21 protein-coding genes and 1 tRNA gene are annotated in these 17540 nt (G+C 66.6%); 13 read left to right on the forward strand and 9 right to left on the reverse strand.

The features are described 5' to 3' along the window. The first annotated feature begins 145 nt into the window (after positions 1-145). Positions 146-1009 (forward strand): Clp protease/crotonase-like domain-containing protein, encoded by an 864-nt coding sequence (locus FF090_RS01995; RefSeq protein ID WP_138855135.1) that lies wholly within the window; start codon positions 146-148, stop codon positions 1007-1009. A gap of 100 nt (positions 1010-1109) precedes the next feature. Beyond that, positions 1110-3161 carry a peptidase domain-containing ABC transporter gene (locus FF090_RS02000; RefSeq protein WP_217503016.1) on the forward strand — a complete coding sequence of 684 codons (2052 nt, stop codon included), beginning with the start codon at positions 1110-1112 and terminating at the stop codon, positions 3159-3161. Positions 3162-3173: 12 nt separating this feature from the next. On the opposite strand, the gene FF090_RS02005 is transcribed toward FF090_RS02000, so the two are convergent. Then, on the reverse strand, positions 3174-4055 hold the full coding sequence (locus FF090_RS02005; RefSeq protein WP_138855137.1) for a DMT family transporter: 882 nt from the start codon (positions 4053-4055) through the stop codon (positions 3174-3176). Between the two features lie 11 nt (positions 4056-4066). Beyond that, the gene (locus FF090_RS02010; protein ID WP_138855138.1) at positions 4067-4702 is read right to left on the reverse strand and encodes a LysE family transporter; all 636 of its coding nucleotides are present in this window, start codon (positions 4700-4702) and stop codon (positions 4067-4069) included. A 158-nt stretch (positions 4703-4860) separates the two neighbouring features. Here FF090_RS02010 and FF090_RS02015 point away from each other — a divergent pair, with 158 nt between their 5' ends. The 7 genes from FF090_RS02015 to FF090_RS02045 are packed head-to-tail and all read left to right on the forward strand — an operon-like array spanning position 4861 to position 9378. Beyond that, positions 4861-5487, forward strand: coding sequence for a cation efflux transmembrane domain-containing protein (locus FF090_RS02015; protein WP_138855139.1), 627 nt, complete (start codon positions 4861-4863; stop codon positions 5485-5487). A 22-nt stretch (positions 5488-5509) separates the two neighbouring features. Continuing rightward, on the forward strand, positions 5510-6871 hold the full coding sequence (gene radA, locus FF090_RS02020) for a DNA repair protein RadA (RefSeq protein ID WP_138855140.1): 1362 nt from the start codon (positions 5510-5512) through the stop codon (positions 6869-6871). Further along, on the forward strand, positions 6868-7185 hold the full coding sequence (locus tag FF090_RS02025; protein WP_138855141.1) for an antibiotic biosynthesis monooxygenase family protein: 318 nt from the start codon (positions 6868-6870) through the stop codon (positions 7183-7185). The genes radA and FF090_RS02025 overlap by 4 nt, the downstream gene beginning before the upstream one ends. Positions 7186-7219: 34 nt before the next feature. After that, the gene (locus FF090_RS02030) at positions 7220-7420 is read left to right on the forward strand and encodes a zinc-finger domain-containing protein (RefSeq protein ID WP_138855142.1); all 201 of its coding nucleotides are present in this window, start codon (positions 7220-7222) and stop codon (positions 7418-7420) included. A gap of 2 nt (positions 7421-7422) precedes the next feature. Further along, entirely contained in the window at positions 7423-7869 is a 447-nt protein-coding gene (locus tag FF090_RS02035) for a YybH family protein (RefSeq protein ID WP_138855143.1), read from the forward strand. Positions 7870-7883: 14 nt separating this feature from the next. After that, on the forward strand, positions 7884-8876 hold the full coding sequence (locus FF090_RS02040) for a YheT family hydrolase (protein ID WP_138855144.1): 993 nt from the start codon (positions 7884-7886) through the stop codon (positions 8874-8876). Then, positions 8869-9378 carry a DUF2946 family protein gene (locus tag FF090_RS02045; RefSeq protein ID WP_138855145.1) on the forward strand — a complete coding sequence of 170 codons (510 nt, stop codon included), beginning with the start codon at positions 8869-8871 and terminating at the stop codon, positions 9376-9378. Before FF090_RS02040 ends, FF090_RS02045 begins: the two co-directional genes overlap by 8 nt. A 55-nt stretch (positions 9379-9433) precedes the next feature. Here the strand turns inward: FF090_RS02045 and FF090_RS02050 are convergent, their stop codons facing one another. Then, on the reverse strand, positions 9434-9961 hold the full coding sequence (locus FF090_RS02050; protein ID WP_138855146.1) for a c-type cytochrome: 528 nt from the start codon (positions 9959-9961) through the stop codon (positions 9434-9436). A gap of 95 nt (positions 9962-10056) precedes the next feature. Between FF090_RS02050 and FF090_RS02055 the strand changes: the two genes are divergently transcribed. Next, a tRNA-Arg gene (locus FF090_RS02055) sits at positions 10057-10131 on the forward strand. A 55-nt stretch (positions 10132-10186) separates the two neighbouring features. Here the strand turns inward: FF090_RS02055 and FF090_RS02060 are convergent. The 6 genes from FF090_RS02060 to FF090_RS19470 form a co-directional block, all read right to left on the reverse strand. After that, positions 10187-11329 carry a porin gene (locus FF090_RS02060; RefSeq protein WP_138855147.1) on the reverse strand — a complete coding sequence of 381 codons (1143 nt, stop codon included), beginning with the start codon at positions 11327-11329 and terminating at the stop codon, positions 10187-10189. A 12-nt stretch (positions 11330-11341) separates the two neighbouring features. Beyond that, positions 11342-11713, reverse strand: a complete 372-nt coding sequence (locus FF090_RS02065; protein WP_217503017.1) for a type 2 periplasmic-binding domain-containing protein — start codon at positions 11711-11713, stop codon at positions 11342-11344. Between the two features lie 233 nt (positions 11714-11946). Then, a complete protein-coding gene (locus tag FF090_RS02070; RefSeq protein WP_138855148.1) occupies positions 11947-12456 on the reverse strand; it encodes a GNAT family N-acetyltransferase in 510 nt (169 codons plus the stop codon). Then, positions 12453-12680: a DUF3820 family protein gene (locus FF090_RS02075; RefSeq protein ID WP_138855149.1), complete on the reverse strand. Its 228-nt coding sequence runs from the start codon at positions 12678-12680 to the stop codon at positions 12453-12455. The genes FF090_RS02070 and FF090_RS02075 overlap by 4 nt, the downstream gene beginning before the upstream one ends. A 2-nt stretch (positions 12681-12682) precedes the next feature. Beyond that, entirely contained in the window at positions 12683-13549 is an 867-nt protein-coding gene (gene nadC / locus FF090_RS02080) for a carboxylating nicotinate-nucleotide diphosphorylase (protein ID WP_246071491.1), read from the reverse strand. 49 nt (positions 13550-13598) lie between these two features. Continuing rightward, the gene (locus tag FF090_RS19470) at positions 13599-14642 is read right to left on the reverse strand and encodes a tetratricopeptide repeat protein (RefSeq protein ID WP_246071492.1); all 1044 of its coding nucleotides are present in this window, start codon (positions 14640-14642) and stop codon (positions 13599-13601) included. An 82-nt stretch (positions 14643-14724) separates the two neighbouring features. Between FF090_RS19470 and FF090_RS02085 the strand changes: the two genes are divergently transcribed. From FF090_RS02085 to nagA, 3 genes are read left to right on the forward strand one after another with little or no spacing between them, the layout of a single operon-like run. Then, positions 14725-15660 (forward strand): glucosamine kinase nucleotide-binding domain-containing protein, encoded by a 936-nt coding sequence (locus FF090_RS02085; RefSeq protein ID WP_175423471.1) that lies wholly within the window; start codon positions 14725-14727, stop codon positions 15658-15660. A 7-nt stretch (positions 15661-15667) separates the two neighbouring features. After that, the gene (locus FF090_RS02090) at positions 15668-16423 is read left to right on the forward strand and encodes a GntR family transcriptional regulator (protein ID WP_138855152.1); all 756 of its coding nucleotides are present in this window, start codon (positions 15668-15670) and stop codon (positions 16421-16423) included. After that, positions 16420-17535 carry an N-acetylglucosamine-6-phosphate deacetylase gene (gene nagA / locus FF090_RS02095; protein ID WP_138855153.1) on the forward strand — a complete coding sequence of 372 codons (1116 nt, stop codon included), beginning with the start codon at positions 16420-16422 and terminating at the stop codon, positions 17533-17535. Before FF090_RS02090 ends, nagA begins: the two co-directional genes overlap by 4 nt. Positions 17536-17540: the final 5 nt, after the last annotated feature.

Here is a 17540-nt window from a genome sequence, read left to right on the forward strand (position 1 = left end):
TCCCTCTGGGGCCGGCGGGTCCTGCAAGCGGGGGTGGCAGTGGTGGCAGCGGCGGCGCAACAAGAATGGCTAACTAGTCATTCAGTGTTTTCCGGGTGTGAGCGGCTTGCACTGCGATGCGGGCCGCTTTTCTTCTGACTGCCTCATGAAATTTCAAAAGCGCGCGCTCCTTATATTTTTCATAATTTCTCTGCTGGATTCGATGTGTATTGCTGCATCAAAAGGCATTAAGGGAGGTGGGGAAATATTTGCGCCGGATCCATTTGGAAGGCAGGCGCCTGGATTATTTAAGCTCGAGATTCCAGGGCAGGACTTGGGGCTTTTGAGGAAGCGGTATGGGCTGCTCGCAGAGGGTATGGCCCAGAAAGGACAGGCAGACTACGCTGGGGTTAGACGGCTCCCTAACGGTGTTTTGCGGCTTTCGGGTAAAATTGACAAAAAAACACCACTTCAACTGTCGGTCTTGCTTGACCGACAAGACGGGTTGATGGAGGTGAATTCAGGCGGTGGTGATGCCGTGGCCGCCATGGAGATTGCCGAGATGCTCCATGAGAGGCGAATAGAGATAAGGCTAGATGGGCTTTGCATGTCGGCGTGCGCCAATTACTTGTTGCCGGCGGCCAGAAAATTATCTGGAAGTGGATTGGTTGGCTTTCATGGTGACCCTAATGCTCTGCTTGAGCAAGAAGGGTTTGAGATTTTCAATAAACTGGGGTTAAAGGCTTATTTATCGGTGCAGCATGCGGCTTGGAGGCATAGAAAATTCTTTGAAAAACTTGGAAAGAAAGACTGCCTGTCGCGGGTGACTCAAGCAGCCCATAGAGGCGCAGGTTCTGGTGTTTGGTCATTCTATGTGCCGAATGCAGAAGATTCCAGGGTAATTGGAATTGACGTGATGGCATTATTTGATTTCGAATTATTCATGGCGTTTATGTTGAATACTGTAGAAAAGAATACTGGGATGGCGCCATTATTCTATAGTCGGCATGGCTCATCCATTTGCGACTGATGATTATTGGGGGTGATTGTTGGTATTTTGTTATGGTGTATTTTAGGTGAGGCCAATATATCAATCTGAGGGAGCCGAGTGCGCCCTCGCCAGCCTCGCCATGGTCTCCTCAGCCCATGGCCTGCATCTGGAACTGAGCGAGCTGCGCCGCCGCTTCCCCGTCAGCCTCAAGGGCGCGAACCTGCGCCAGCTGATCCAGCACGCCGCCGCCCTGGGCTTCTCCAGCCGCCCGCTGCGTCTGGACATTGAAGAACTCAAGCAACTCGCCACCCCCTGCATCCTGCACTGGGATCTGAACCACTTCGTGGTCCTGAAGAAGGTGACGCGCAAGGGCGCGGTCATCCTGGACCCGGCCGTGGGCGAGCGGCATCTGACGCAGGCCGAAATCGGTCGCCACTTCACCGGGGTGGCGCTGGAACTCACGCCCAACGCCGACTTCAAGCCCGAGAAACCTGCGCCTCGTGTGAGCCTCAAGAGCCTGACCGGCAAGGTGATGGGACTCAAGCGCTCACTGTTTCAGATCTTCGCGGTGGCCCTGGTACTGGAGCTGTTCGCCATCGTCTCGCCCTTGATGAGCCAACTGATCGTCGACGACGTGCTGGCCTCGGGCGACCGTGAGTTGCTGACCGTCATCGTGCTGGGCTTTGGCCTGCTCCTGGTCTGCCAGACCGGCATTGCGCTGATGCGCTCCTGGATGGTGATGGTGCTGGGCCAGACCCTGGCCCTGCAGTGGCTGGGCAATGTGTTTGCGCACCTTTTGCGATTGCCCACCAGCTTCTTCGAGAAGCGCCACTTGGGCGACATCACCTCGCGCTTTGGTGCCGTCAACGCGATCCAGAAGACGCTGACCACCGCCGCCATCGAGGCCGTGCTCGACGGTCTGATGGCCGTGGCGGCCCTGGTGATGATGGCTCTTTACGCGCCCACCCTCATGCTGATCGTGCTCGGCGCCGTGGTGGCCTATGGCCTGCTGCGCTGGGCCATGTACCGGCCTTTTCGTGATGCAGCGGCGGAGCGCTTGGTGATCGCTGCCAAGGAGAACACCCACTTCCTGGAGACCCTGCGTGCCATCACGCCCTTGAAGCTCTTTGGCCGCGAGCAGGAGCGCCGCGCGCGCTGGCAGAACCTGATCGTGGACGTGCAGAACCGCGATGTGCGCACCGCCAAGATGGGCATCGCCTTTTCCACCGCCAACACCTTCATCTTTGGCCTGGAGAACCTGCTGGTGTTCTGGATCGGCGGCAAGTTGATCATGGAAGGGCAACTTGCTGGGGCGCCCACGCTGACGGTGGGCATGCTGTTCGCGTTCATCGCCTACAAGGGCCAGTTCACGGGTCGGGTGTCGGCGCTGATCAATTACGCGGTCGAGCTGAAGATGCTGGGCCTGCACGCCGAGCGCCTGGCCGACATCGTGCTCGAACCGCCCGAGAAGGACGACGCGCCCGAGCATGATCTGGCCCATCTGGCGCCCAGCATTGAGCTGAGAGGAGTCAGCTTCCGCTACGCAGAGGGCGAGCCCTGGGTGCTCAAGGAGGCCAACCTCAAGATCGAGGCCGGCGAGTCGGTGGCCATCACCGGCCCCAGCGGCGCGGGCAAGACAACTTTGCTGAAGATTGCGCTGGGCCTGCTGCAGCCGAACGAGGGCGAGGTGCTCTATGGCGGTCAGCGCATCCAGCACCTGGGTTTGCAAAACGTGCGCCGGCAGATCGGCACCGTGATGCAGGAAGACGTGCTGCTCACCGGCAGCCTGGCCGACAACATTGCCTTCTTCGACGTGGCGCCGGACCTGGAGCGCGTGCAGGCCTGCGCCGCCCTGGCCCAGCTCCACGAGGACATCGCCAAGATGCCCATGGGCTATCAGACCCTGGTGGGCGATCTGGGCCATGGCCTCTCAGGCGGCCAGAAGCAGCGCCTGCTGCTGGCGCGCGCCCTCTACAAGGCCCCGAAGGTGCTGGCCCTGGACGAAGCCACCAGCCATCTGGACCTGGGCAACGAACGGGCGGTGACGGCCGCGCTGTCAAAGATGCCGCTAACCCGGCTGATCATTGCCCATCGCCCCGAGACGATTGCCGGCGCGCAGCGGGTGGTGCAGGTGAAAGATGGACAAGTGAGTGATGTGCTGCGCGCTGTGGAGGCGGGCGCCGCCGCCTGATTTCCAGAATGCCTAAGCGCTGGTCTTTGCCGGCCGCTGCGCCATCCACACACTCCCAACGCACAGCGCCATGCCCGCCAACGCCAGCGGCGTGGCCTGCCAGCCCTCGAACAGGGCCGAGACGCCCAGCGCGATGACGGGGATGATCACGCCCATCAGCGAGGCGCGTGCCGCGCCCTGGCGCTGGGCCAGCTTGAAGTAAAGCGTGAAGGCCACCACCGAGCCGAACACCGACAGATAGAGCCAGCTCAGCACATAGGGCCAGCGGAAGTCAAAGCTCAGGCCCACGCCGCTGGCCAGCGACAGGCCCAGCAGGAAGAGCGCGCCATAGCCCATGCTCCAGGCCAGGATGGGCAGCAGGGGCAGGCCGCGACGGGTGAGGGTGAGCGTCAACACGTTGCCGACGCAGGCCGCGCAGACGGCGCCCAGGCCCACCGCCAACCCATAGGCTGCACCCGGCCGCGCGCCGCTGGCGGCGATCTCGGGCCAGAACACCAGGGCCACCCCCAGCACACCGCCCAGCGAAGTCAGCAGGAAGCCCCGGCTGCTCTTCTGGCCAAAGGCCCAGAAGGCGCCGATGGCGTTGCCAAACACCACCAGCGCAAACAGCACCGCCACCAGGCCCGAAGGGATGTAGCGCTCGGACTCATACACCGCCCAGTAATTGCCGCTGTACTGCGCAATGCCGCTGGCCAGCAGCAGGCCATGGGCCGAGCGCGGCAGCTTGAGCGACTGGCCCTGCTGGCGCGACAACAGCGCCAGCAACAGCGCGGCCAGGCCAAAGCGCCAGGCCACGGAATTGAGCACCGGCACCGTGCCGAGTTGGTACAGGATCACATGCCAGGTGCTGGCCCAGATCAGCGTCGGGCCGAGGAACAACAACCAGGTCGGCATCAACTGCACCTTCAACTGCGCTTGATGGACGCCAGCAGCAGACCGGCCGCGACGAAGAGGCCGCCAAACACGCGGTTCATCAGGCGGATCAGTCGCAGGTCCTTCAGCGCGCCCAGCACCTTGGCCGCCAGCGCGGTGTAGCCACCCATCACTACCAGATCGGTGAAGCCCAGCGTCGCCGCAATCGTCAGGTACTGCGGGGTGAGCGCCTGATCCAGGTGCAGGAACTGCGGCACCACGGCCAGCAGAAACACCGTGCCCTTGGGGTTGATGGTGTTGACCATCCAGCCACGCAGCACTAGGTCGCGCCGGCGGGCCTCCGTGCTCCCAGACACACCTTCAGCTTGCGCCTGCAGCGCCACCACCGGCGCGCGCCACTGCTGCACGCCCAGATAGATCAGGTAGGCCACGCCGGCCCATTTGATGAGGCTGAACAGGGTGGTGGAGGTGGCGACCAGCGCACCCAGACCCACGCCCACCAGCAGCACCTGGGTCCAGATGCCCAGGATCAGGCCGGCCGTGGTCCAGTAGCCGCGCCGAAAGCCGTGCGCCAGGCCGCTGCTCATGGCCGCCACGGCGCCCGCGCCGGGCGACAGGCTGATCGCCCAAGAGGCGGCGAAAAAGGCCAGCCAGGTACTCCAATCCATTGCAATTTCTCCGTTCAAGCGGGCGATTGAAGCATGCAGGCTCCAACCCAGGCCGGTGCTGGGGAAACCTATGCAACAACAGGTCCGCTTTCTTCGGGCTTGACCTTGGATGGGCTCCAAGCTTTCCAATGGCGCCATTCAACGGTTTGCGAGATTCCATGGGCGCTCATTGCTGTCATACCCCGGCCACGCCGGCTTCCAATCCTCATTTGCGCCGCGCGCTCTGGTTCGCGCTGCTGGTGAACGGCGCGATGTTTGGCGTCGAAATCCTGGCCGGCCTGCAAGCGGCCTCGCTTTCGCTCTGGGCCGACGCCATCGACTTTCTGGGTGACACGCTCAGCTACGCCATGACGCTGGCCGTGTTGGGCGCCGGGCTCGCCGCGCGCCTGCGCGTGGCGCGCATCAAGGCCTTGATGATGGGGGGCTTAGGCGTCGCCGTGTTGGCCCAGGCTCTGTGGCGCTTGGGCGCAGGCGCGGTGCCGGACGCCCCAGTGATGGGCGCCGTGGGCCTGGCCGCGTTGCTGGCCAATTTGGGTGTGGCCTGGGTGCTGTACCGCTATCGCGAGGGCGACGCGAATCTGCAGTCGGTGTGGCTGTGCTCGCGCAACGACGCCATCGGCAACCTGGCCGTGCTGGCCGCGGCGGCCGGGGTGTTTGGCACCGGCACGGCCTGGCCCGATCTGCTGGTGTCGGCGCTGATGGCGGGCCTGGGACTGCAGGCGGCGGTGGCCGTTTGGCGGCGCACCGCGCAGGAGCAAGCCCAGGAGCCATCCCACGCGCATTGATCCCGCTGGCGACAATGCCGGCATGGCCAAAGAAAAGACGATCTACACCTGCAGCGAATGCGGCGCCACCAGCGCCAAGTGGCTGGGCCGCTGCCCCGGCTGCGAGGCCTGGAACAGCCTGATCGAGGGCGTGGCTGAGCCCAGCGGCGGGGCGAAGAACCATCGCTTCCAGTCCCTGGCCAAGGCCAGCCCGGTGGCCACGCTGAGCGAGATCGAGGCGGTGGACACCGCGCGAACGCCCACGGGCATCGATGAACTGGATCGCGTGCTGGGTGGTGGCATCGTGGCCGGGGGCGTCACCTTGATCGGCGGCGATCCGGGGGTGGGCAAGAGCACCTTGCTGCTGCAGGCGCTCGATGCGCTGAGCCGAGGGCTGAAAGTGCTTTACGTCACCGGCGAGGAGTCCGGCGCCCAGGTGGCGATGCGGGCGCGCCGGCTGGGTCTGCCGGGCACTGCGGTGCGGGTGCTGGCCGAGATCAACCTGGAGCGCATCCTCGCCACCTTGGCCGCCGAGCAGCCGGCCTTCTGTGTGATCGACTCCATCCAGACCGTCTACACCGAGCAACTCACCAGTGCGCCGGGCTCGGTGGCCCAGGTGCGCGAATGCGCGGCCCTGCTGACGCGCGCGGCCAAGAGCAGCGGCTGCTCCATGGTGCTGGTGGGCCATGTGACCAAGGAAGGCGCGCTGGCCGGGCCGCGTGTGCTGGAGCACATCGTCGACACCGTGCTGTACTTTGAGGGCGACACGCATTCCAGCTTTCGCCTGGTGCGGGCGATCAAGAACCGCTTTGGTGCGGTCAATGAGATCGGCGTGTTCGCGATGACCGAAAAGGGCCTCAAGGGCGTGAGCAACCCCTCGGCCATCTTCCTGAGCGCGCACACCGAGCCGGTGCCCGGCAGTTGCGTGCTGGTGACCCTGGAGGGCACGCGCCCGTTGCTGGTGGAGTTGCAGGCCTTGGTGGACAGCGGGGGCGCGCGCCGGCTCTCGGTGGGCCTGGAGCGCGACCGCCTGGCCATGCTGCTGGCGGTGCTGCATCGCCATGCCGGCGTGGCCACCAATGATCAGGACGTGTTCGTGAACGCCGTGGGCGGGGTGCGCATCAGCGAGCCGGCGGCGGACCTGGCGGTGCTGCTGGCCATCCAGAGTTCATTGCGCGGCCGGCCCTTGCCGCGTGGTTTCCTGGCCTTTGGCGAGGTGGGCCTGGCCGGCGAGGTGCGGCCCGCGCCGCGCGGCCAGGAGCGCCTGAAAGAAGCCGCCAAGCTCGGGTTCAGCGTGGCCGTGATCCCCAAGGCCAATGCGCCGAAGAAGCCCATCGAGGGCCTGACCGTGCATGCGGTCGAGCGCATCGAAGAGGCGATGGACTGTGTGCGGAGCTTGCAATGAAAGACATCCACGAGGCCGCCTATGCGGTGATCTTCACCAGTCAGCGCCGCGAGGGGGGCGATGGATACGCCGAGGCAGCCGCGCGCATGGTGGATCTGGTGCAGCAGCAGCCCGGTTTTGTGGGCGTGAGAAGCGCGCGCGGGGCGGATGGCCTGGGCATCACGGTCAGCTATTGGGACAGCCTGGAGGCCATTGCCGCGTGGCGCGCGCAAGTCGAGCATGCCGCCACGCGCGAGCGCGGCCGGGCCGACTGGTATGCGCATTACGAACTGCAGGTCGTGAAGCTGGAGCGGGCCTATCGGTGGACTTTCTAGAATGCGTGCTTTCCGTCTGCATGCCTGAATCGCCATGAGCCAATCCGTCGTCGAAGTCACCGCCAAGGATCTGCAAGGCCCGGGCGTTGTGGCTTGCCCCAACCCCAAGATGGAGCTGTGGAGCAGCCACCCCAAGGTCTATGTGGATCTGAGCCATGAGGGCGAGGGTCGCTGCCCCTATTGCGGCACGGTCTACCGCCTGAAGGCAGGCGAGAAGCTCCCCTCGGGCCACTGAGCATGCCGCGCCGCAAGGCCCCGCTGGCCGTGCTGATGGCCAGCCCCGAGGAGATCGAGGCGCAGTTCTACGAGGCCCTGCAGACCGCCGACATCGAGCGCCTGATGAGTCTGTGGGCCGAGGACGAGGCGGTGGCCTGTGTGCATCCCGGTGGCGAACGCCACGAGGGCCTGAACGCCATCCGCGCTAGCTTCGAGGCCTTGTTCGCGCAGGGCGCGCTGGCGGTGCAGCCGGTGCAGGTGCGCCGCCTGCAGACCGAAGGCATGGCCCTGCACCAGGTGCACGAGCAGGTGCTGGTGCCCGCCGCCGAGCAACTGGCCTGGGTGGCGGCCTCCAATGTCTATCTGAAGACCGCCCAAGGCTGGCGTCTGGTGCTGCACCACGCCAGCCCGGGCCAGGCGCTGGAATTGCCCAGTCTGGCACCCAGCGATGCCAGCGTGCTGCATTGAGTGATCCGCTTGACATGCGTCGTCGCCCTCAACCCATCCCGGCTCCGCGCTGGCTGCCCGGCGGCCATGTGCAGACCATTTGGCCCAAGCTCTTTGGCCGTTTGCACCATGGCGAAGCGCCCGCGCTGAGGCGCGAGCGCTGGGACACGCCGGATGGCGACTTTGTCGATTGCGATTGGCTGGAGCTGCCGCCCGCAGCCCAGCCTCGGCCCCTGCTGGTGCTCTTTCATGGGCTGGAAGGCAGCTCGGCCAGTCACTATTCACAGGCCTTTGCCAGCCATGCGCAGCAGCTCGGTTGGGACTGTGCGCTGCCTCATTTCCGGGGCTGCTCGGGCGAGTTGAATCGTGCGCCGCGCGCCTATCACTCGGGCGACTACCTGGAAATTGGCTGGATGCTGGCGCAGGCTGCCGCCCATCACCCCGGGCCGATGGTGGCCGTGGGCGTGTCGCTGGGCGGCAATGCCCTGTTGCGCTGGGCCCAGGAGGCCGGCGAGCAGGCCGGTCGCACCGTCAAGGCCTTGGCCGCGATCTCGGCGCCGCTGGATCTGGCGGCGGCCAGCCACGCCATTCATCGGGGGCTGAATCGGCAGCTCTACACCCGCTATTTCCTGCGCAGCATGATTCCGCGCGGACTTAAAAAATTGCAGCAGCACCCCGGCTTGTTTGACGGCGAGCGGCTGGCGCGGGCGCGCAGCCTGGTGGAGTTCGATGAGATCTTCACCGCGCCGCTGCACGGCTTTCGCAATGCGGCGGACTACTACGCCCGTGCCAGCGCCGGCCCGCATCTGGCTCGCCTGCGCGTGCCCAGCCTGGTGCTGAACGCGCGCAACGACCCCTTTGTGCCTTTCCACAGCCTGCCCCGGCCGCAGCCCTACGGCCATGCGCCGCTCACGCTGTGGCAGCCCGCGCATGGCGGCCATGTGGGCTTCCCGGCTGGGCGTTGGCCCGGGCATGCGCTGGGCCTGCCCATCAGCGTCTGCGCCTGGCTGGAGCAGCACCTTGGATGAGATCGTCCGGGCCGCACTGAAGAAGTGGCCCAATGTGCCGGACTGCCGGGGCTGGCTGGCCCTGGACGCACGGGGCGATTGGTATATGCGCGACGAGGCTTGCCAGCGCGCCGGCGCCTTTCCCCATCCCAAGGGCAGCCCGGTGCGGCACGACAAGCTGCGTGAGTTCATCAACCGAAATTACGAGGCGGACGCGCAAGGGGCTTGGTTCTTCCAGAACGGCCCGCAGCGTGTGTATGTGGAGCTGGAGGCCGCACCCCTGGTGCTGCGCCTGCTGGACGACGGCGGCCTGGAAGACCACACAGGCACGCCATTGAGCGCGCAGTCTTGCTGGCTTGATGAGGAAGGCTGGCTCTATGTCCAGACCGAACGCGGCCTGGGCCTGGTGCACAGCCAGGACATGGGCCGTGCGGCCGATCGTATTGAGGCCGGCGACTGGGATCCGCGGCCTGTGACCCGAGCGGAGTTGCCGGGTCGATTCGGCTTCGTGAGGAAGCCTTGATGCCCTGAAAAGCAAAAGGCCACCCGAGGGTGGCCTTGCATTGGGGGGCGACGGCTTACTGCGCTGCCGAAGCCGGTGCGGCCGGCGCCTTGGGCTCGTCGAACTTGCCGCCGCTCTGGTTGGCCATATAGACCACGGCGCGGGCGATCTCGTAGTCGCTAAAGTCGCCACCGCCCTGGGCGCCCATGGCGCCCTTGCCCTTCAGGGCCGAGTTCAGCAGGGCGTCAAAGCCACCCTTCAGGCGCGGGCCCCAGGCGGCCGCATCGGCCAGCTTGGGCGCACCGGCGGCGCCGGTGCCGTGGCAGGCCGCGCACTGGGCTTGGTAGACCTGCTCGCCGGTCTTCATGGCGGCCAGATCGCCGGCGGCCTTGACCACCACATTGCCGATTGGCTTGATGCGCTCGGCCACCGCTTCGGCTTCCATGCCAGTGCTGCCCGCAGCGGGCTTGAACTGGCCCGACACGTAATTGGCCAGCAGGATGATCACGAGGATGGGCACGGCAAAGGCAAAGAACACCGCCCAGGCCAATTGCTTGGGGGTCTTGATCGGGCCTTCGTGGCTGTCGTGGGCGTCGTGGCTCATGCGGTCCTCTGTTGTTGTGCGGGGCCTTGGGAAAAGGCGCGGCAGTATAGCGGCGGGGGGGTCTCTACCTTGCGCATAGAATGCGCGCCTTCGCTGCGACCGTGGTGAAGTGGATATCATGCGGCCCTCCGAAGGCCACGTCGCAAGTTCGATTCTTGCCGGTCGCGCCAGATTCAAAAGCAAAGCCCGCACAGCAATGGCCGTGCGGGCTTTGTGCTTTCTGACTCAGAAGGTGGCCTGGGCCGAGAAGGTCAGCATCTTGTGCTTGCCGAAGAAGTCGTAGAAGGTTGGCGTGGTCTTGTCCTTGGAGATGTCGTACTGCGCCTTGAGGGCCCAGTTCTTGTTCAGGTCGTAGCGCAGTGACAAGCTGTGCGAGTCGCGCGCTTCGATTCCGAAACCCAAGTCCTTGGTCTCATAGTGCGAGACGGTGGCCATCGGCGTCCAGTCGCCAATCTTGTAGCCCACCCCGATCAGGTAGTAGTCGTACTGGCCTTTGATGTTCTTTTGCTTGAGCCGATTCAGCTCGGTGCGCACCAGCCAGTTTGCCCCGTCGTAGTTCAAGGACAGCGCCATGATGGTGGTGGGCTCGGGGTTCAAAAGATTCGTGCGGCCACCGCCCGGGAGGTCTTGCCAAATTGAGTCCTTGTAGCGCATCACCATCACGCGGCCATTCCATTCCCCGCGCGTCAGTGTGATGTAGCCGCCGAAAATGTTGCCCCACTTCTCATGCGTGTTGTCGCCCCAATAGATTTGGGTGTTGTAGGGCGCGTTGCGATGCGTGAAGCTGCCGGCCCAGAGGTTGGCATCCACCGTGAAGCTGCCCCATTGCCCCGTGTAGGCGGCATTGGCGCCGTCGTAGGCGTAGATGGGCCACCCATAGACATCTTGCGGTGGCCGCACCCAGGGGTAGGCGGTGCCGATATAGAGGAAGTCGCTGTAGTAGTAGAGCGGAATGCGCTTGCGCCCGGCCTGCAGGGTCCAGTGATCGTTCAGGTTCCAGGAGACATAGGCCCAGTCCAGGGTGGGCTGCATGTCCTTGTTGTTGGGCCGGGCCAGCACCTGGGCGGTGGCGGAGAACTGATCTCCCATGCGCATCGTGCCCTGAACACCGATGAGTGACTCCTGATCCGCTTGCCAGCCGCGGTTCTTCTCATAGACCCCGACGTATTCCCAATTGGCAATGGCACAGGGGCACTGGCGGGTCTGGGTGCCGCCGAGCGGCAAGGTCAGCACCTTGTCATCTCCCGAAAGCACTTTGCCCACGGTGTATTGCCCAAAGCCACTGAGATGGAATTGGACGCCCTCGGCCAGACCCCAGGCCGGCGCCAGGGCCAGGGCGGCTCCAAAGATTGCTGAAGTTGCTCGCATGCTGGGCTCCTTTTATTTGATTTCTGCGACCACGCGCACGCTGGGGTCCACCAGCGCGGCCTCGATATAGCCCACCATGTTCGGGTTGGCGGCGATCAACTTCTTGACCGCTGCGCCGTCGCCGGCGTCCTGCGGCGGCTGGCCTTTGCCCGTGAACATGATGCGCGACCAGTAGGCCTTCATCTGGGCCTCGCTCTTGCCGGCGGCCTTTTGGTAGAAGCCGGAGTAGCCTTCACTGCCGGCCTTTTGATCGATAGGCACGGCCTTCTCGCCGTTGGGGAAGCTCTTGGCTGTGCCCATGAAGATGGCACTGACCTCATCCGCACTGAGCTTGGGGGGGGCTTTGCTGTCCTTGGCGACGACGACGGCCAGACTTTGGGCCAAGGCGACAGGACTCCCTGCAAGGGCCCCTAGCAGGGCGGGCAGGAGCAGGGCTCGCAGGCGATGTGGCAGGAACGTGATCAAGATGACCTCCGCAAATCGTGGAACGCCTCTACGGTGTGGCCCCGTCTGCTGCAGGCTGCCGACACCCCGACCCCCCTCACAGCCCCATCAAAGCAGCTTGCTCCCGGTCTGGCATCCGGGTTTGCCAGGGGCTGCGGCGCCCGCGCGACGGCTCAGCGCGAAGAAGGAGCTTGGCCGTGCAGGGCCACGGCATCCGGGCCATAGGCCGCCAGGGCTTGTTGAGCCGCAGGGCTTAGCGGTGTGGCTTGATCAAAGCCCTGGCGCTCCCAAAAGGCGCGCGAGTTCTGCACCGCCACCAGGGCACGAACGCGCTGGCCGGCCTGGGTGGCAAGGGTGTCAAAGCACTGGCGTAGCTGGGTGCCCAGGCCCCGGCCTTGCCAGTCCGGGTGTATGGCCAGGTCGTGCAAGTAGTAGCAGTCGGGATCGGCCGGCAACAGGGTCAGAGCACCGTGCAGCGCCAGGGGCTGGCCCAGGCGCGCCGGGTGTGAGAACAGATAGGCGCCCACCTGCGCCTCGGCCTGGGCCACCCAGCAACCCTGCGGGTAAAGCGCCAGCTTGGCGCCCAACACCGTCCAGTCTTCATGGAAGTGGGGGCCGTAGGCGGCCTGCTGAATCGCCAGCACCGCAGCGGCGTCGCTGGCGTGCATCGGGCGCAGCTTCATGGGCGGCGGGGCGGGCCGGCGCGCAGCGGCCGCAGCAACTCATGCAAGCCGTTGTGATCGATCTCGAACATCAGCTCCAGCAGGCGTCCGATCTCGCCCTTGGGAAAGCCTTCGCGGGCGAACCAGTGGAGGTAGTTGCCCGGCAGGTCGGCGATCACCACGCCCTGGTGCTTGCCGAAGGGCATGGTCTGCGTGACGAGTGCTTCCAGATCCTGGGCGCGCATGGTCAGGCCGGGCCCAACACCCGCATCGAGTAGTCGGTGGCCTGCACATCCTTGGTCAGGGTGCCCAGGCTGATGCGGTCCACACCGGTGGCGGCGGTTTCGCGCAGGCGCTCCAGCGTCAGGCCGCCGCTGGCCTCCAGCAAGGCGCGGCCTTGGGTCAGGGCCACGGCCTCGCGCATCAGGGCGGGGCTGAAGTTGTCCAGCAGCACGCTCACGGCACCGGCGTCCAGGGCCTCGCGCAGTTGGTCCACGGTCTCGACCTCAATCTGAATACCCACACCGCTGTGGAGTGCCTGAGCTGCGCGCAGTGCCGCGGCCACGCCACCGGCGGCGGCGATGTGGTTCTCTTTGATCAGGATGCCGTCGTACAGCGCCAGGCGCTGGTTGGCGCCGCCGCCGATGCGCACCGCGTACTTCTGCGCCAGCCGCAGGCCCGGCAGGGTCTTGCGTGTGTCCAGCACCACGCAGCCGCGAGGGTTGGGGCTGGCGCCGTCGATGGCGCGGGCGTGCTGGCGGGTGCGCGTGGCCACGGCCGAGAGGGTCTGCAGGAAGTTGAGCGCCGGACGCTCGGCGCTCAAGAGCGCGCGGCCATCGGCTTCGATGTCAAGAATGACCTGGTCGGGCTGCATGTCGGCGCCTTCGGTCACATGCCAGCGCAGGATGGCGTTGGGGTCCAGGGCCAGGAAGACGTCGTTGAACCACGGCTGGCCGCAGCACACGGCCGCTTCGCGTACGCGCACCTGGGCCAGTACGCGCTGCCCGGCGGGCGTCAGACGGGCGGTCCAGTCGGCCACGCCGATGTCTTCGAACAGGGCGTCGCGCACATTGCGCGCACGCGCTTCGCTCAGGGTTTCGTTGTGGTCGAACAAGGGGATCTCCGAATGGGGCAGGCCGCGTGCGGCATTGTCTGGTCCCGGCTCAGCGCCGGCTCGGGGACAGGGGGCTCGTCTCGCCCGCAGCTTGCCAGGCGCTGCCAGGTGCTTGGTGTTCCAGCTCGGCTTGCAGGTCGACGTAGCGCCACAGATGCTGCAGCGCGCCGGCCAGATCACCGCGTCGCTCCAGCAGTTGGGCCAACTGCCGGTGTGCCAGGCCTTGCTGGGGTTTGGATTGGATGCGTTCGGCCAGCGCCAGCGCATGCCGGGTGGCGCCCACGGCTGCGTTCTCATCGCCGCGCGCCAGGGCGATGGCGGTCCAGGTGCGGCTGGCCGCGCCTTCCAGCCAGTGGTGTTGCAGGCGGCCGGCGATGTCCAGGGCCAGCCGGCAATCGGCCGTGGCCCATTGCAGGTCGCCGCGCGCCAAGGCGGCCTGGGCCAGATGCCAATGGGCCTCGCCCTCGAACTCGCGGTGGCCGCCGCGCCGCGCCGCGGCCAGGCCGTGGCTGAACTGGCGTTCGGCGTCCTCCAACTGGCCAGACTCCAAATGACCCACGCCGAGGTTCAGGGCCAGCTTGGCGCTCAGGTAGTCGTCCTGCAGTGGCTTGAGCAGCGGCGCGGCCTCGCGCAAGGCGCGCAGGCCGCTGTGCCAGGCGCCGCGCGCGAACTGAATTTGGCCCAGGCCGATGCGGGCGGCCACGCCCACCCGGGCGTCGCCGGCGCGTTCCGCCCCATCCAGGGCTTGAGACCACTGCTCGCTGGCCTGCAGGTAGTGCCCCAGCTGGTAATCGATGCGGCCGAGGGCCTCGGCCATGCGAGCGGACTGCGGTAGCCAGCCTTGCTCCTGGGCCAGCCGGGCGCCTTGCTGCAGGGCCTCGCGCAACTCCAGCGCACGACCGCGATGTTCCAGTAAATAAAAGCGCAGATAGAGCGCATCCAGCGCAGCGGCACCTTGGTCGCGCTCGCGCGCCGCTTGCTCCAGGGCTTGCAGGCGGCGCAGGGTGCAGTCCGGGTGACGCTGCGCCATGCGGGACAGGCGGCTTGCGCGTTCGGCCAGGGCGGGAAGGGTGGGGTGGATCGCAGGCAGCACGGTAGGCGGGGCAGGAAAGGGCGGGTTAATTCCAGTTTGCTACCAATTGACCTGTTTGCTGGTTGGTATTAGACTGGTATCCATGTTGTGCCCGTCATCTGCCGCCATTGTTGCGCCGAAATCCGAGCCAGCCGCTGGGCTGGCGCAAGCGGTTCGCTACTGGATCGGTGTGGACGGCGGCGGCACCCACACCCGGCTGCGCCTGTGGGAGCGCCGCGCGGCGGATTGGGTCTGCTTGGGTGAGGGGCAGGCCGGCCCCTCGGCCTTGGGCCAGGGGGTGGGTCAGGCCTGGCGTCAGATTGGCGAGGCCTTGGCCGCCGCCGCGGTGCAGGCTGGGCATGCGGTGCCGCATTGGGCCCAGTGCGCGCTAGGGCTGGGCTTGTCCGGCGCCAACGACCCGGCGTTGGCCCAGGCCTTTCGTGCAGCCGACCCGGGCTGCGCCCGCCTGGCCCTGGCCAGTGACGCATTGACCGGCGTGCTGGGCGCCCACGGCGGGCAACCGGGTGCGTTGTTGATCGCTGGCACGGGGTCAGTGGCGCTGGCCCTGCACGCCGATGGTCGCCAAGTGGCGGTGGGCGGCTGGGGTTGGCTGAATGGGGACGAGGGCAGCGGGGCCTGGATTGGCAAGGCCGTGATGCAGCACGCCCAGCGTGCGCTGGACCATCGCGACCCCGCCGGCCCCCTGGCCCAGGCCATTTGGGCGCGCTGTGGGGCGAGCGCCGAAGCCCTGCTGGCCTGGTGCGCCGAGTCCGGCCAGGCGCGCTATGCCAGTCTGGCCCCCTTGGCGTTCGACTGTGCAGCGCAAGACCCCGCCGCCGCCCGCCTGTTGCAGGAGGCGGTGCAGCAACTGGAAGCCATGGTGGCCGCCGTCGACCCGCAAGCCAGCCTGCCCCTGGTGCTGAGCGGCACGGTGGCTGCGCGGCTTGCGCCACAGTTCAGCGCCGCGCTGCGCGCCCGCGTGGTGGTGCCCCAGGGCGATGCCTTGGATGGCGCCCTGCGCCTTCTGCAATCCGCTTGAGAACCCCATGACCGACGCCAAGAAGTCCCCTCTGCTGTCCTTTCAGCCCGACCCCACGGCCGCCTCGCCGCTGTATCTGCAGCTGGCCCTGGCCCTGGCCAAGGCGATTCAGGAAGGACGCTTCCAGGCCAATGAGGCCCTGCCCTCGGAGCGCGTGTTGGCCGAGGAGCTCGCCATCTCGCGCGTGACGGCGCGCAAGGCCATCGAGCGCCTGGTGGAGCAGGGCCTGATCGTCAGCAAGCGCGGCTCGGGCAACTACATCGCCCCGCGCTTGGAGCAGCCGCTCACGCGCCTGTCCAGCTTTTCTGAAGAACTGCACCAGCGCGGCTTCGTGCCGCAATCGCGCTGGGTGGCGCGGGGCTTTCGCGTGCCGGCCGCCGATGAGCAGATCGCGCTCGAACCCAAGGCCGGCGAGCGCGTGGCGCGCCTGGAGCGCCTGCGCCTGGCCGACGGCGTGATCATGGCCTACGAAGTCAGCGTGCTGCCCGAGTCGGTGCTGCCCGATCCCGAGGCGGTCAGCGCTTCGCTCTATGCCCATCTGGCCCTGAGCGGCCAGGCCCCGGTGCGGGCCCTACAGCACATCCGCGCCATCAATGCCGACGCCAAGCTGGCGGCCCTGCTCGAGATCGCGGTCGGCACGGCGGTGCTCTTCATCACCCGGGTTGGCTATTTGGCCGACGGGCGCGCGGTCGAGCTGACCCATTCCTACTGCCGCAGCGACTACTACGACTTCGTCGCAGAGATGAGGAGAGACCCGGCATGACCGAGCTGACGGGTCACATCCTCACTCCTGAAGGCTGGCTGGAAGGCCGGCTCGCGGTAGGTGGCGACGGCCGCATCGCTGCCCTCGAGGGGCGTGCGGTGGATGAGGCCCGGGTGCGTGCCAGTGAAGCGCCTGTGATCCTGCCTGGCTTCATCGATTTGCATGTGCACGGCGGCGGTGGGCGCGACACGATGGAAGGCGGCGACGCTGTGGCCACCCTGGCCCGTCTGCATGCCCGGCACGGCACCACCAGCTTGTTGGCCACCACGATGACGGCGCCGCCCGCCGACATTCGCCATTCCTTTGAGGGGCTGGCGCCCCTGTGTCGCCAGCGCCCCGCCGCCGGCGCCCGCGTGCTGGGGGTGCACCTGGAGGGCCCCTTCATCAGTCCCGGCAAGCTTGGGGCGCAGCCGGATCAGGCCTGCCCGGCGAGCCTGGATCTGGTGCGCGAGCTCCACGCCATCGCGCCCATCCGCCTGCTGACCCTGGCACCTGAGCTGCCCGGCCATCTGGCCCTGATTCCCGAACTGGTGGGCCTGGGCCTGCGGGTTCAGATCGGCCACAGCCTGGCCAGCTACGAAGAGGGTCTGGCGGCGCTGCAGGCGGGCGCGGCCGGCTTCACGCATCTGTTCAACGCCATGACGCCCCTGCACCACCGCGAGCCTGGGCTGGTGGGCACGGCGCTGGCACATGCGCAGCATGCCGAGATCATTCCCGATCTGGTCCATGTGCACCCGGGGGCCATCCGCGCGGCGTTGCGGGCCATCCCCGGCCTGTATTGCGTGAGCGACGCCACCGCGGCAGCGGGCATGCCCGACGGCGAGTACCGCCTGGGCTCGCATCGCGTCACCAAATGCATGGGCGGCGTGCGCCTGGCTGACGGCACCCTGGCCGGCAGCACCCTGACCCTGGATCAGGCGCTGCGCAATCTGGTGGGGCTGGGCCTGAGCCTGGCCGAGGCCAGCGCCCGCGTCAGTCGCCATGCCGCCGACTACCTGGGCTTGAGCGACCGCGGCCGCTTGGCAGTGGGCGCTTGGGCCGATGGGGTGCAACTGGAGCCCGGCGCGCTGACGCTGCAGGGCGTGATCGTCGAAGGAGAACGCATTTGTTGACTACC

The organism is Inhella inkyongensis, assembly GCF_005952805.1.
GTDB classification, from domain to species: domain Bacteria; phylum Pseudomonadota; class Gammaproteobacteria; order Burkholderiales; family Burkholderiaceae_C; genus Inhella; species Inhella inkyongensis.